Source organism: Candidatus Nitrotoga sp. AM1P (assembly GCF_013168275.1).
In the GTDB taxonomy this organism is placed as follows: Bacteria; Pseudomonadota; Gammaproteobacteria; order Burkholderiales; family Gallionellaceae; genus Nitrotoga.
In genome coordinates this window covers 2127195-2140971 of record NZ_AP019547.1, presented here as the reverse complement: position 1 = coordinate 2140971, position 13777 = coordinate 2127195, and the positions used below count along the sequence as shown (strand labels likewise).

11 protein-coding genes and 1 pseudogene are annotated in these 13777 nt (G+C 43.2%); 7 read left to right on the top strand and 5 right to left on the bottom strand.

All coding sequences use genetic code 11. From position 1 onward, the window contains the following. Positions 1–3 precede the first annotated feature (3 nt). On the bottom strand, positions 4–813 hold the full coding sequence (locus tag W01_RS09575; RefSeq protein ID WP_173054173.1) for an ABC transporter ATP-binding protein: 810 nt from the start codon (positions 811–813) through the stop codon (positions 4–6). A gap of 274 nt (positions 814–1087) precedes the next feature. Here W01_RS09575 and W01_RS09570 point away from each other — a divergent pair. Together W01_RS09570 and W01_RS09565 are read left to right on the top strand one after the other, a co-directional pair. Then, positions 1088–1892 (top strand): annotated as a pseudogene (locus W01_RS09570) (IS5 family transposase). A 332-nt stretch (positions 1893–2224) separates the two neighbouring features. Continuing rightward, positions 2225–3181 carry an IS1595 family transposase gene (locus W01_RS09565; protein ID WP_173054172.1) on the top strand — a complete coding sequence of 319 codons (957 nt, stop codon included), beginning with the start codon at positions 2225–2227 and terminating at the stop codon, positions 3179–3181. A 9-nt stretch (positions 3182–3190) separates the two neighbouring features. Here the strand turns inward: W01_RS09565 and gyrB are convergent, their stop codons facing one another. The 3 genes from gyrB to dnaA all read right to left on the bottom strand — a co-directional run bounded on the left by gyrB (position 3191) and on the right by dnaA (position 8386). After that, the gene (gene gyrB, locus W01_RS09560) at positions 3191–5572 is read right to left on the bottom strand and encodes a DNA topoisomerase (ATP-hydrolyzing) subunit B (protein WP_173054171.1); all 2382 of its coding nucleotides are present in this window, start codon (positions 5570–5572) and stop codon (positions 3191–3193) included. 120 nt (positions 5573–5692) lie between these two features. Then, positions 5693–6799 carry a DNA polymerase III subunit beta gene (gene dnaN, locus W01_RS09555; protein ID WP_173054170.1) on the bottom strand — a complete coding sequence of 369 codons (1107 nt, stop codon included), beginning with the start codon at positions 6797–6799 and terminating at the stop codon, positions 5693–5695. Between the two features lie 216 nt (positions 6800–7015). Beyond that, on the bottom strand, positions 7016–8386 hold the full coding sequence (gene dnaA / locus W01_RS09550) for a chromosomal replication initiator protein DnaA (protein WP_173054169.1): 1371 nt from the start codon (positions 8384–8386) through the stop codon (positions 7016–7018). A 273-nt stretch (positions 8387–8659) separates the two neighbouring features. Here dnaA and rpmH point away from each other — a divergent pair, with 273 nt between their 5' ends. From rpmH to mnmE, 5 genes are read left to right on the top strand one after another with little or no spacing between them, the layout of a single operon-like run. Continuing rightward, complete coding sequence (gene rpmH / locus W01_RS09545) at positions 8660–8794, top strand: 50S ribosomal protein L34 (RefSeq protein ID WP_173054167.1); 135 nt, start codon at positions 8660–8662, stop codon at positions 8792–8794. Continuing rightward, positions 8784–9134, top strand: a complete 351-nt coding sequence (gene rnpA / locus W01_RS14715) for a ribonuclease P protein component (protein WP_173054165.1) — start codon at positions 8784–8786, stop codon at positions 9132–9134. Before rpmH ends, rnpA begins: the two co-directional genes overlap by 11 nt. Then, the gene (gene yidD, locus W01_RS09535) at positions 9134–9343 is read left to right on the top strand and encodes a membrane protein insertion efficiency factor YidD (protein WP_173055894.1); all 210 of its coding nucleotides are present in this window, start codon (positions 9134–9136) and stop codon (positions 9341–9343) included. The genes rnpA and yidD overlap by 1 nt, the downstream gene beginning before the upstream one ends. A gap of 20 nt (positions 9344–9363) precedes the next feature. After that, positions 9364–11016 carry a membrane protein insertase YidC gene (gene yidC / locus W01_RS09530; protein ID WP_173054163.1) on the top strand — a complete coding sequence of 551 codons (1653 nt, stop codon included), beginning with the start codon at positions 9364–9366 and terminating at the stop codon, positions 11014–11016. Further along, the gene (gene mnmE / locus W01_RS09525) at positions 10991–12340 is read left to right on the top strand and encodes a tRNA uridine-5-carboxymethylaminomethyl(34) synthesis GTPase MnmE (RefSeq protein WP_242006928.1); all 1350 of its coding nucleotides are present in this window, start codon (positions 10991–10993) and stop codon (positions 12338–12340) included. Before yidC ends, mnmE begins: the two co-directional genes overlap by 26 nt. A gap of 33 nt (positions 12341–12373) precedes the next feature. Here the strand turns inward: mnmE and glmU are convergent, their stop codons facing one another. Then, the gene (gene glmU, locus W01_RS09520) at positions 12374–13747 is read right to left on the bottom strand and encodes a bifunctional UDP-N-acetylglucosamine diphosphorylase/glucosamine-1-phosphate N-acetyltransferase GlmU (protein ID WP_173054161.1); all 1374 of its coding nucleotides are present in this window, start codon (positions 13745–13747) and stop codon (positions 12374–12376) included. Positions 13748–13777 lie beyond the last annotated feature (30 nt).

The window sequence follows — 13777 nt, the reverse complement described above, 5'->3', positions numbered from 1 at the left end:
CAATCATGGCGATGGCCGCAAATTTAAATCTTGCCCGTAATCACTGGAAGGATAATGGAATGGAACCGGGCCATCCATTTCGCCATGCACGAATTGATGCACGAACGGTTTATCGGAAGTGCTGATTTCGGCCGGAGTCCCTTCTGCAACAACCACCCCATCAGCAATAAAATAAATATAGTCGACAATCTTGAGCGATTCCTGCACATCATGCGTGACCACGACCGAAGTCGCACCCAACGCATCGTTCAAGCGACGAATAAGATTACCCACCACGGAAAGTGAGATGGGATCCAGCCCGGCAAATGGCTCGTCGTACATGATCAACATGGGATCCAGCGCCACCGTACGCGCCAGCGCCACGCGTCGCGCCATACCACCTGAAAGCTCGGCAGGCATCAGATGATGTGTGCCGCGCAACCCCACCGCATGTAACTTCATCAGCACTAAATCCCGGATAATTTCTTCCGGTAGATCAGTATGCTCGCGCATCTGAAACGCCACATTGTCATACACCGACATATCCGTGAATAACGCGCCAAACTGGAACAGCATGCCCATCCTGCGGCGCATGCGAAACAAACCGTCATGATCAAGCTCATGTATCACCTGTCCATCAACTTTCACATAGCCGTTACTTGGTTTGAGCGCACCGCCGATAAGCCGTAATAAGGTAGTCTTGCCGCAACCGCTGCCACCCATAACAGCGATCACCTTGCCCTTGGGAAAAGTGAGATTGACACCTTTTAGTATAGGGCGGCTGTCATAGCCAAAATTGACGTCGCGAATTTCGACCAGCGCTTGAGATGACACGTATCAACACCTTGATTGTCCGGTAGATGGGCATTCTAAACCATGCTATCGCTTAATCGCAACATTAGAACTAGAGATGTAGCGTGCAAGAAACTGTCAAGACGTTTGGTACATGATTTGTCTGGTATAACCCAGATTTTCCATTAATGTGTTTTTGCAGCGGTTCGCGATGACGGTTAAAGCAAACAACAATTCCCCAATATTGACGGGAAGTCTAACTGTATTTTCCTAAGAACGTGTTTACGATCTGAGGAACCTCCCTTAAACTATAGGTATGAGAGAGAAGAAATACGCCAGCGACATCAGTCGGGAAAAATTTGCGGAGATAGAGCCACTGCTGGCTAGCGTGCGTCGACGTACCAAGCCCACGACGGTGGATTTGTACGAAGTGTTTTGTGCGGTGTTGTATGTACTGCGCACGGGCTGCCAATGGAGATTTCTGCCCAGTGAGTTTCCGAAATGGCAGACGGTGTACGCCTACTTTGCCAAGTGGAGCAAGCCCGACGAGCACGATATCAGTGTGCTGGAGCGGGCTTTAAAAAAATCAGGTTGGCGCGGCCTGCAAGAAACAGGTGCGCAGCGCCATGCCCACACTATTGATTGTGGACGCGCAGAGCGTGAAGAACACGGACACAGCCGGGAGCAAGGGCTATGACGCGGGCAAAAAAGTCTCAGGCATCAAGCGCCACATTGCAGTGGACACGCAGGGGCTGCCCCATGCCGTTGCCGTCACCACTGCCGAAGTAACGGATCGCAAAGGTGCACTACAGGCGATACGCCATTGCAAGGCGAATCTGAGCAAGATTCAAAGCGTGTTGGCCGACAGCGGTTATATGGGCCAGCCCTTCGCGCAAGGCGTGCAGGAGATACTGGGTCAGGCTGTCACGGTGCAGATTGCCAAGCGCAGTGAACTGCACAAGTTCGCGGTGATTCCCAAGCGCTGAGTGGCGGAGCGCAGCTTTGCCTGGCTGGAGAAGAATAGGAGGCTGTGGAAGAACTGCGAGCGAAAGCTCAACACCAGCCTGCAGTTCATCCATCTTTCTGGGGCTGCTGCTCAGAAGATCGTAAACACGTTCTAAGAGACCTGAAACTGATTGGAACGGTGTTTAACGGATTTCACGAGCAACTGGCAAGGCTATGCGGCTCATGCAGACCAGATGGTAGACACGGCTTTAGTGGAGGTGCTGCGCAAACTTAACCCCCGGTAGGAAAAATTCCCGGATCAAAAAATATTTGAGCTTGGCGGAATTTGTCGCAATTTTATAGCTGTACACTTAAATTCTCTAGGTTAACCGCATTATTCTACCTGATTAGTTACATGCCTCAGTTAGGTGCTATTTTTTACGTACAGGCTCATGTGGTGAGCCACTGAGGGGCGAATAATAGGCACATCTACCGAAGGAAATGCGTCATGGCAATGAACCGAGTTCAGTTTCAAAAGGGTCTGTCGATGTCTGAGTTTCTGAAGCAGTACGGGAGGGTGGAGCAATGTCACGTGGCGCTGTTGGCGTCACGCTGGCCAGAGGGCTTTGTCTGCCCGCATTGCGGAGAAACCCATCACAGCACCTTCATCCACGACGGCAGGCAGCACTGGCAGTGCCAAGCGTGCCGCTACCAGACGATGGTCACTGCCGGTACGATCGTCCAAGCGACTAAGCTGCCGCTGACGCTCTGGTTTCTGGCGATGCACTTGCTGACCCAAGCGAAAAACAAGGTTGCCGCGCTGGAACTCATGCGCCATCTGGGTGTGAGCTACAAGACCGCCTGGCTGATGAAACTCAAGCTGCTGCAAGTCATGACTGAGCGTGAATCCTCCCGTGTCCTCGAAGGGCGAGTCGAAATTGACGACTCCTACCTGGGCGGCGAGCGCCCGGGTAAGCGCGGTCGAGGTTCCGAAAACAAAGCCTCCTTCGTTGCGGCTGTGCAGACTACAGAGGACGGCAAGCCGGTCGTAGCCTGCTTCGTCCACATTCCGTTCACCAGGAAAGCCATCGAAGCTTGGGCCCAGAAGGTGCTGGCACCTTCCGCTCAAGTGCTGTCCGACGGATTGGGATGTTTTCGGGGTGTCGCTGCCAGCGGCGCTACGCACTCCGCCATTATTATGAACGGGGGCACGGGTCGGGAAGTGGCACAACACCCGGCATTCCGCGCCGTGAATACCGTGCTGAGCAACCTGAAAACAGCTATCAGTGGAACCTACCATGCTTTCGACTTCCGTCAATACGCAGACCGTTACCTGGCCGAGGTTCAGTACCGTTTTAACCGCCGCTTCGATCTTGGCACCATCCTCAAGCGCCTCGTTCGCGCTGCGGCGAATACAACCCCATGCCCTGAAGCTGCCATTCGGGCAGCTGAGGCATGTAACTAATCAGGTTTTCTATACATCAAGATTTTTAACTCCCAGAGCATTCTCTTCAATAAAGGCACGACGAGGCTCCACTATATCTCCCATCAAAGTTGTAAAAGTTTCATCTGCTGAAATCATGTCTTCAATTTGTACGCGCAACAAGATCCGGTTTTTTATATCCATGGTGGTTTCCCACAGCTGTTCTGGATTCATTTCTCCCAACCCTTTATAGCGCTGAATACTAACTCCACGTTTAGCTTCTTCCAGCAACCATTCAATGGTCTGCTTGAAGTCGGCTACAGGTTTACGCTGTTCTCCTCGCTTGATGTATGCGTTTTTGCTCAACAATCCATTTAAAGCGAGTGCTGTTTGTTTAATTTGGGTGTAATCACCGCTTAGCAGAAAACTCGGCTCAATGTAACTTACGGAATAATTACCATGTAAATGTTTTTCCAAACGTAAACGATTTTCATCATTGGCTGGATTAATATCCGCTTTAACAATTATTTCTGGACCACAAACCTGTTGCAGGCTTATCGCACTTTGTTCTGCCTGTTCCGCATTATCCAATTGAATATCTGGCTGCTTGAGCATTGCATGCAAGGCTTCCTTTGCGATAACCCGGGATAAGCGATCGATGATGGCTTCCGCAAGGAAATATTCCTTTGCCAGGTGCTCAAGCGTTTCAACTTTCAGTGCTGGTGAATCTTGATCAGTATGTAGCTCGGCATTAACCAGGGCGGAACGAAGCATAAAAGTTTTCATTTCATGATCGTCTTTTAAATAACGTTCTTCCTTGCCTTGTTTGACTTTATATAACGGCGGTTGTGCAATATAAACATGGCCGCGCTCAACTAACTCTGGCATTTGGCGGTAGAAAAATGTTAATAACAAGGTGCGTATATGTGAGCCATCTACATCAGCATCTGTCATCACGATGATCCGGTGATAACGCAACTTGTCCGGATTGTACTCATCCCGACCAATACCCGTACCTAAAACCGTGATCAGAGTGGCGATTTCCTGCGATGAAATAATTTTTTCAAAACGCGCTCTTTCAACATTTAAAATTTTACCTTTAAGCGGCAAGATAGCCTGAAACTTACGGTCTCGTCCTTGTTTTGCCGAGCCCCCGGCAGAATCACCCTCAACTAGATATAACTCTGATTGTGCCGGATCTTTTTCTTGGCAATCGGCTAACTTACCCGGTAACCCCATACCATCCAACACCCCTTTACGACGAGTTAATTCACGAGCTTTACGTGCAGCTTCTCTGGCACGCGCAGCTTCTACAATTTTTCCAACAATTACTTTTGCATCATTTGGGTTTTCTAGCAAAAATGCCATCAATTGTTGACTAACGACCTCTTCGACAATTGGGCGAATTTCAGAAGAAACTAACTTATCTTTAGTTTGCGAAGAAAATTTGGGGTCAGGAAGTTTTACCGAAAGTATCGCGGTTAATCCTTCACGCATATCATCGCCAGTTGTTTCAACCTTGGCTTTTTTAGCAATTTCTTCAGATTCAATGTACTGATTCAAAGTACGAGTCATTGCGGTACGCATTGCGGTCAGATGTGTACCTCCATCACGCTGCGGAATATTGTTAGTAAAACATTGCACAGTTTCCTGATAAGAATCATTCCATTGCATGGCAATTTCAGCTGTTATTCCTTCTCTTTCAACAAGGGTATAAAAGATATTTTTATGTAGCACACTCCTGTTTCTATTCATGTACTCTACAAAGCCTTTTACTCCGCCTATGAATGCAAAAAGTTCTTCTTTACCATTTCGTTTATCTATCAAGGAAACCTTCACGCCATTATTTAAGAAAGACAGTTCGCGAAGACGTTTAGCTAAAATATCAAAATGAAATTCGATTAACCCGAAAATTTCCTTGCTAGGCAAAAAATGTATTTCTGTACCGCGTTTATTTGTCTCTCCTATTACCTTAAGCGATGCAACTGGTTCTCCTGAATTGAATTCCATAAAATGGGTTTTACTGTCTCTATAGATAGTCAATCGTAACCATTCAGATAATGCATTTACTACCGAAACCCCTACTCCATGTAAGCCGCCTGAAACCTTATAAGAGTTTCCATCAAACTTACCACCGGCATGTAACACCGTCATGATTACTTCTGCTGCAGAACGATTTTCTTCTTCATGAATATCTGTTGGAATACCACGTCCATTATCTGTCACGCTAATCGAATTATCTGGATGAATAATTACTGATATTTCGTTGCAATAACCTGCTAATGCTTCATCCACGGCATTATCAACTGCCTCAAAAACCATATGATGTAAGCCACTGCCATCATTAGTATCTCCAATATACATGCCTGGACGTTTTCTAACTGCTTCCAGTCCCTTGAGAACTTTGATACTGGTGGAATTATATTCATTCATTATTTTCTTTCATTTGTTTCACGTGAAACATTGAGAATGCATTTATAAATATTACTTATTCCAAATGATATTTTTAAATACTAAAGTTAAGTTTTAGAAGGCGATTAAGTATAAATGTTATTAAATACGCATTGGCATAACCACATATTTAAATTCTTCATTACCTGGAATAGTAATTAAAATACTACTATTTGCATCACCGAATGAGAATATGACCGTTTGTGTAGCAGCATTATTTAATCCATCCATTAAATAATTAACGTTGAAACCAACATCAAGTGCAATTCCTTGATAGTCTATTTCCATATCCTCCTGCGCTTCTTCTTGCTCACTATTATTACTTATAATTCGCAGATTTTTTTCTGTCAGTACAAAGCGTACACCCCTGAATTTTTCATTAGATAAAATTGCTGCTCGTTGTAATGCTTGTAATATTTCAATTCTATTTAATGTAAGTTGATTAGTATAATTAGGAATAACACGTTCATAATCTGGAAATTTTCCATCAATTACCTTAGAAATTAAAATAATATTTGAAAAAATCATACGGACTTGATTTTCAGCTAATTCAAATGTTATTTTTTCTTCTGTCTCAACTAAAAGTTTAATTAATTCATTAACTGTTTTTCTAGGTAGAATAATTTCACGTTTGGGATATTCTTGATCAAGCCTAGTAATAACATAAGCGAGACGATGTCCATCTGTTGCTATTAGTTTTAAAAAATGACCATCAATAACTAATAAAACACCATTTAAATAATAACGAATATCTTGTTGTGCCATGGCATATTGAACCATACCCAACAATTTTTTAAGTTTATCCTGTTCAATTTGAATTTTTACGGCTTGCTCTAATTGTTCCGAAACTTTTGGAAAATCTTGAGCTGGTAAAGTTTGTAAAGTAAATTTACTTTTATTTACTTTTACTAAAAGACGACTTTCATGAACGTCTAATGTAACTTTACTTCCTTCAGGTAAAACCTTCAGGATTTCTTGTAATTTTTTAGCAGCTACAGTAATTGCTGTATCCGAGCCTGTTTGATTTACATCAGTAAGTTGCGTTGTAATTTGAATTTCAAGATCAGTCGCTACAAAATGTATATTTGAACCAGTTTTTTGAATTAGTACGTTTGACAGTATAGGAAGAGGTTGCTTACGTTCTACTATTCCAATAATTTTCTGAAGTGGATTTAATAAATGGTCTTTTTCAATCTTTTCAATAAACATTCTTATATATCCTTAATAATAACAATAATAGATATTATATATAGTGAATAACTTGGTATTTTTATTTGTTTTTAACATATTAGAGTTTATAAAAAGATGTGGATAAATGTACATTTGGATAATGTAATTTTTGTGTATAGTTTTTTAAAAAATATTTTTTAGAATAGTTATTCACAAAATATAAATACTAATGTTAACTAAATTTACTTAAGAATATTAATTTCGTAATGTTTGATTAAGTAAATTAAAATCTGCATTAAGAGATGAATCCAGATTGCGTAAGCTTTCAATGGTTTTACATGCATACATAACCGTTGTGTGGTCACGTCCTCCAAAAGCGGTTCCAATTTCAGGCAAACTTAATTGTGTTAATTCTCTTGCTAAACACATTGCGATTTGTCGAGGTCTGGCAATTAAACGTGTACGTTTTTTGGAAAGAAGATCAGTAACCTTGATACGGTAAAAATCAGCCACAGTTTTTTGAATATTTTCTATGGAAATCTGTTTATTTTGAGAAGCTAGTAAGTCTTTAAGTGCTTCCTTTGCAAGTTCTACAGAGATGGTGCGTTTGTGAAATCGAGAATAAGCATCGATGCGTTTAAGTGCACCCTCTAATTCACGGATATTAGAACGAATATGTTTGGCAATAAAAAAAGCAACATCTTCACTGATAGGATTGTTAGAAATAGCAGCTTTCTGTAGCAAAATTGCTACTCGCATTTCCAAACCAGGTGGTTCAACAGCTACTGTTAATCCCCAGCTGAACCGAGAAGTAAGTCGGGGCGTCATTCCAGAAATTTCTTTAGGGAAGGTGTCGCAGGTAATTACAACTTGTTTATGTCCATCAATCAATGAATTAAGAGTATAGAAAAATTCCTGCTGAGTTCCAGTTTTATCAGCAATGAATTGAATATCATCAATCAATAGTAAATCTAATGAGTTGTAAAACTGCTTGAATTCATCAAATTTCTTAGTTTGAAAGGCACGCACAACATCTGAAATATAATTTGTAGCATGAACATAGCAAATTTTTGCCTGTGCATTTTCGAGTTTAATATGATTCCCAATAGCTTGAATTAAATGAGTTTTCCCTAATCCGACTCCACCGTAAATAAATAATGGGTTATATGTGGTGCCAGGCGTTTCAGCAACTTGTATTGCTGCTGCATGAGCTAATTGATTTGCCTTACCGGTAACAAAGTTTTCGAAAGATAATAAAGGATTAAGTTTATTTTGATTTTTGTGTTTATTGAGTGTGAGTTGTGATACGGATGGGACAATATTTGTTATAGCAACGGGTAATGTTGAGGGAGATGAATTGAGAGGTTTTTCTCCTATGCGTAACTCAAAATTTGGTGGATATGAAAGGAATAATTCTGCTTGCTTGGAAATTTCTGGTAAAAACCGTTCCTGTACAATTTTTAACGTAAAACTATTAGGTGCGGTCAAGGTAATTTGATTGCCGTGAATTTCAAAATTCAGAGGTTTAATCCAAGAATTAAATTGTTGTGAGGTAAGCGTACCTTCAAAAAAAAAGAAGACAAGAATCCCATAATGTTTTGTCTCGCATAATGTTTTGTCTCGCATAATTTTAAAATGACAATGCAAAAAAATCTTCGAACATTCTACTACATGGAAGGTAAAAAAATTATTTACTGTTAGATAAGCTATTGAGAGAAATTCTGAAATTAGCCACTGCTCATATTTTTAGACTAATTGAATTCAGATAAATCATACGCTAAAAGTATAGGTAATTTATCATGCCTGTTACATTATAATTAAAATAAGCTTGACATGAACCCCTGTAAATAATGTAATAGCGGGTTTTAAAGTATTAATTATTAATTAGAGGTATTAACAATGAAACGTACATATCAACCGTCTGTCACTAAAAGGAAACGGACTCATGGATTTCTGGTTCGCATGAAAACTAAGGGAGGAAGGGCCGTTATAGCAGCTCGAAGAGCTAAGGGCCGTACACGCCTTGCAGTTTAATACCAAACAAACTTTACCTTCATGCCGCCGGTTAAAGCAACCGATAGAATTTGAGTTGGCGCTTCGTGCCGATTGTTTGACGAATAAATGGTTTACAGTCTATATACGAAAAAATGAGGATGGTTATTCCCGTCTTGGGGTAATAGCCAGCAAAAGAAGCATGCCAAAGGCAGTATCTAGAAATTTCGCAAAACGCATGATTCGAAATATATTTAGACTTAATTTCTCAGTCGAACATTCGGTTGATGTAGTGGTGCGGGCTAAGCGACAATTTAATTCTGAAACTTCGGCTGAAGGACGGTTAGCGTTATTACAGTTATTTCAATCTGTCCGTATGTGATGCGACAACTCTTAATCAGGTTGATTGATTTATATCAATATTTATTGAGCCCGTTCATGCCTCCGACCTGTCGTTTTACTCCAAGTTGTTCTCAATATGCTCGTGAGGTTATCTCTAAACATGGTGCTTGGTGTGGTACTTGGTTAAGCATAAAGCGGGTGATTCGTTGCAACCCCTGGAATCCAGGTGGTTATGATCCCGCCCCATAGATTTACATAGGCGAAACCATATGGATTTTCACAAGCTGTTTAGGCTGTTCTTTTTTTTGGCTTTCTCAATATCAATCATATTGTTGTGGGATAGTTGGCAGCGCACTCAACAACCAATAGTACGAACAGCGCCTGCTGCTGTTCCAAAAATTGCCGTGCCAAAAGATAATGCACTCGCTATAACAGCTACGGCTAGTCCAGAGACAATTGCAGTTGCTACTCAACAAAAAATTCAGACTGGGCAAAAAATTATTGTAAAAACAGATTATCTAATCGCAGAAATTAATACTGTGGGAGGAGATTTGCGTCGCTTGGAATTTTTACAGCAGCGCGATAGCAAAAACAAGAATAAACCATTTGTTTTACTGCAAGATAAAGGAGCGCACACTTATATCGCCCAAACGGGTTTGCTTGGCACTGGATTACCCACGCACAATACGACATTCACAGCCCAGGCTAACGAATATCTATTAACCGAAGGTAAAAATACAATTGAAGTGCGATTATTTGCAACTAACGTTGTAGGTGCAAAAGTAACTAAATTTTATGTGTTCCATCGAGATGGCTACCTGATAGATGTAGGCTACGAAATCGAAAACATTGGAACCAGCCCACTTTCCCCGTCTACTTATTTTCAGTTGGTGCGCGACAAATCTACACCTGAAGGTGCATCAATGTTTTTGCCCACTTACACGGGCACTGCGATTTATACAGAGAAAGAAAAATTTCAGAAAGTGGGTTTTCCTGATATTGAGAATGGCAAGGCTAAACATTCTCAAAGTGCTGACAATGGTTGGGCCGGGATGTTGCAACATTATTTTGTAGCGGCATGGTTACCTAAGGATAAGATACAGCGAGAGTTTTATACCAGGCACTTGGAAAATGACCTTTATTCAGTAGGGGTAATCTTACCAGTAGCAGCCATTGCACCAGGCCAGAGTGCAAAGATTAGTGTGCCACTTTATGCTGGACCAGCTCAAACCTCACTGGATGAAGTCGCACCAGGGTTGGGGTTAACAGTAGATTATGGCTGGCTGACAATCATTTCTACCCCATTGTTCTGGCTGCTTTCTTACCTGTACGGCTGGGTATCCAACTGGGGTATAGCTATTATCTTGTTGACTGTTTTTATTAAATTATTATTTTTCCCCTTGTCTGCGGCCAGTTATCGCTCCATGGGAAAAATGCGTGTAGTGGCCCCCAAGCTGGAGAAAATTAAGCAGCAATATGGCGATGACCGTGAGCGCTTGCATAAAGCGATGATGGAATTGTATAAGACGGAAAAAATTAATCCGCTTGGGGGTTGTCTGCCAATGTTGGTTCAGATACCAGTATTTATCGCACTGTATTGGGCTATTCTTGCAAGTGTCGAATTACGTTATGCTCCGTTTTTTGGCTGGATTACCGATTTGTCGGTGCCTGACCCCTATTATGTTTTACCGTTAATCATGGGAGCCTCCATGATAATCCAAAGTAAGTTAAACCCTGTTCCACCGGATCCGTTGCAAGCGAAGCTTATGAAAATGTTGCCCATTGTATTTAGCGTGGTATTTTTCTTCTTTCCGGCCGGGTTGGTGCTGTACTCCATTGTAAACAATATACTTTCCATCGTTCAACAGTGGTATATCACGCGTGGACTGGAGGCTGATGTCAAAGGCGCTGTTAAAACCTGATGTTATTGCCGCAATCGCTACTCCTCATGGACAAGGCGGTATCGGCGTGGTCAGGTTGTCCGGGCATGACCTTTCCTTATGGGCACAAGCTCTATTAGGAAAGGTACTTGTACCGCGGCGTGCGACGTATGCTTCATTTCTGGATGCGCAAGAACAAATTATAGATCAGGGTATCGCTCTGTTCTTTCCTGCCCCACACTCTTATACCGGCGAAGACATTTTAGAATTGCAAGGGCACGGCGGCACAGCCATACTGCAATTGGTGTTACAGCGCTGTCTTGAAATTGGGGCTCGCCTCGCCCAGCCGGGCGAATTTACACAGCGTGCATTCCTAAATGAAAAACTTGATTTGGCACAAGCAGAAAGCGTAGCTGATCTGATAGCGGCGACCACTAGCCAGGCTGCGCGCAGTGCCATGCGTTCGTTACAAGGCGAGTTTTCTCAGGCGATTTATCACTTAGTGAACGGATTAGTTGCGTTACGCATGTTGATCGAAGCCATGTTGGATTTTCCGGAAGAAGAGATTGATGCTTTAAATGTGACGCAACGTGATACACGATTAGTCGTATTGCATGCGGAATTAGAAAAGATTTTGAGTTTGGCACAACAGGGGAGCCTGTTGCGAGAGGGTGCACATATTGTGCTGGTCGGCCAGCCTAATGTCGGAAAGTCGAGTTTACTCAACCGATTGAGTGGGGAAGATGTCGCGTTAGTGAGTGAATTCCCAGGCACTACGCGCGATCTTATTAGCCGGTCTATTCAGATCGGGGGTGTGCCGTTGCATATTATAGATACGGCGGGCTTACGCAAGGCAGAGGATGCCGTGGAACAGATGGGAATTGCGCGTACATACGGAGCGCTAAAAAAAGCGGATGCTATCCTGATCCTGTTGGATGCCAGCCACGGAATGACTGAAGATGATCAGAAAATTTTAGACGAGTTGCCGTGTGAAATTCCGCGATTATATGTCTTTAATAAAGTTGATTTGCTTGCTCAGCATGCCTATGTAAAAGAACAAAATGACGAATGTCACATTTATCTGTCGGCTAAAACAGGCGAGGGGCTTGAGTTGTTGCGTAATAAGTTGCTGTCACTGCTTGGCTGGCATCAAGAGGCAGGTATCTTTATGGCGCGCGAACGTCATGTTCATGCATTATTGAACGCACGTGACCATTTGCAGCGAGCCGCAGGGGAAATAAAACGTCCAGAACTTTGCGCGGAAGAGCTGCGACTTGCTCACGAAGAACTAAATTCTATTACAGGTGAGTTTAGTGCGGATGATCTGCTCGGTGAAATATTCAGCCGGTTTTGTATTGGAAAATAAAAATTAAGATTAACCTTATAAGTATGGCCTAACCTATTTAGGTATATTATTTCTCTTATTTGGCCTCCGCCAGCCCGGCAGAGTAATTTGCTTGGCACGCGATAGGGTCAATTCACCTTTCGGCGCATCGCTCGTAATAGTGGAACCTGCACCTATAGTGGCACCACGTCCTATTTTTACGGGTGCTACCAGCTGTGTATTTGAGCCGATAAAAACATCATCTTCGATGATCGTGCGATGTTTGTTTGCGCCATCATAATTGCAGGTGATAGTGCCTGCGCCTATGTTGACGTGGCTGCCAACGCTGCTGTCGCCAATATAGCTTAAGTGGTTAGCTTTGCTACTGGTGGCAATTTCACTGTTTTTTACTTCGACAAAGTTTCCAATGTGCACTTCGTTATGTAGTTTGCTGCCGGGTCGCAGGCGGGCATAAGGACCAATACGGCAGTTGTCGCCAATATTCACTTGATCAATATGGCTATAGGGTTCGATGTAGGTGTTGGCGCCAATACGAGTATTTTTTATAATGCTGTAAGCTCCTACGCGAGCGCCATTTCCCAGATAAACATCGCCTTCGAAGATGCAGCCAACATCAATTTCAACATCACGTTCGCATATCAGTTTGCCACGCACATCAAGGCGTGCAGGGTCAGCCAAGGTAACACCGTGTACCAATAGTTGGTGCGCCTGTTCATATTGCCAGGTGCGTTCCAGTTCGGCCAGTTGTGCTTTGCTGTTGATACCGACCACTTCCCACCCATGCGCGGGTTGTACTGTACGTACTGCAACGTCCTGCGCCACGGCCATGGCGACGATGTCGGTCAGATAATACTCACCTTGTACATTATCATTGCGCAATTTCGACAACCAGTTACGCAGTAGATGAGTGGGAACGGCAAGGATGCCTGTATTCACTTCGCGGATGGCGCGCTGGTCCGTAGTGGCGTCCTTTTCCTCCACTATGCAACTTACATTGCCTGCGCTATCGCGCACGATACGTCCGTAACCGGTGGGGTTGTCAAGGTGAATGGTGAGCAGGGTGAGTGCTTGCTGCGCACCTAACATTTTTTCCAATGTCCCAGGTTGAATAAGTGGTACGTCACCATACAGCACCAGCGTCAAGGTATCATCATTCAGGTGTGGAAGTGCTTGCTGTACTGCGTGGCCAGTCCCGAGCTGCGGCTCCTGCAAAACAAAATCAGCCTTATACTTCGCCATCGCCTGTGGCACTGCTTCGCCTCCATGACCATATACTACGCAGGTTATACCGGAAGCAAATTGAACCGCAGTATCAAGTACATGTTGCAATAGTGGACGACCAGCCAGGGAATGCAGCACTTTTGGTTTATCTGAGTGCATGCGCTGTCCTCTGCCAGCAGCAAGAATGACGATGTTGAGTGTAGTCATGTTGTATGCGATATAAAATTTTATAAAGAA

Coding starts and splice junctions, on each gene's coding strand:
- W01_RS09565 (WP_173054172.1), top strand. CDS start 2,225: ATGGCAATGAACCGAGTTCAGTTTCAAAAGGGTCTGTCGATGTCTGAG.
- gyrB (WP_173054171.1), bottom strand. CDS start 5,572: ATGAATGAATATAATTCCACCAGTATCAAAGTTCTCAAGGGACTGGAA.
- dnaN (WP_173054170.1), bottom strand. CDS start 6,799: ATGTTTATTGAAAAGATTGAAAAAGACCATTTATTAAATCCACTTCAG.
- dnaA (WP_173054169.1), bottom strand. CDS start 8,386: ATGCGAGACAAAACATTATGCGAGACAAAACATTATGGGATTCTTGTC.
- rpmH (WP_173054167.1), top strand. CDS start 8,660: ATGAAACGTACATATCAACCGTCTGTCACTAAAAGGAAACGGACTCAT.
- yidD (WP_173055894.1), top strand. CDS start 9,134: ATGCGACAACTCTTAATCAGGTTGATTGATTTATATCAATATTTATTG.
- yidC (WP_173054163.1), top strand. CDS start 9,364: ATGGATTTTCACAAGCTGTTTAGGCTGTTCTTTTTTTTGGCTTTCTCA.
- mnmE (WP_242006928.1), top strand. CDS start 10,991: ATGTCAAAGGCGCTGTTAAAACCTGATGTTATTGCCGCAATCGCTACT.
- glmU (WP_173054161.1), bottom strand. CDS start 13,747: ATGACTACACTCAACATCGTCATTCTTGCTGCTGGCAGAGGACAGCGC.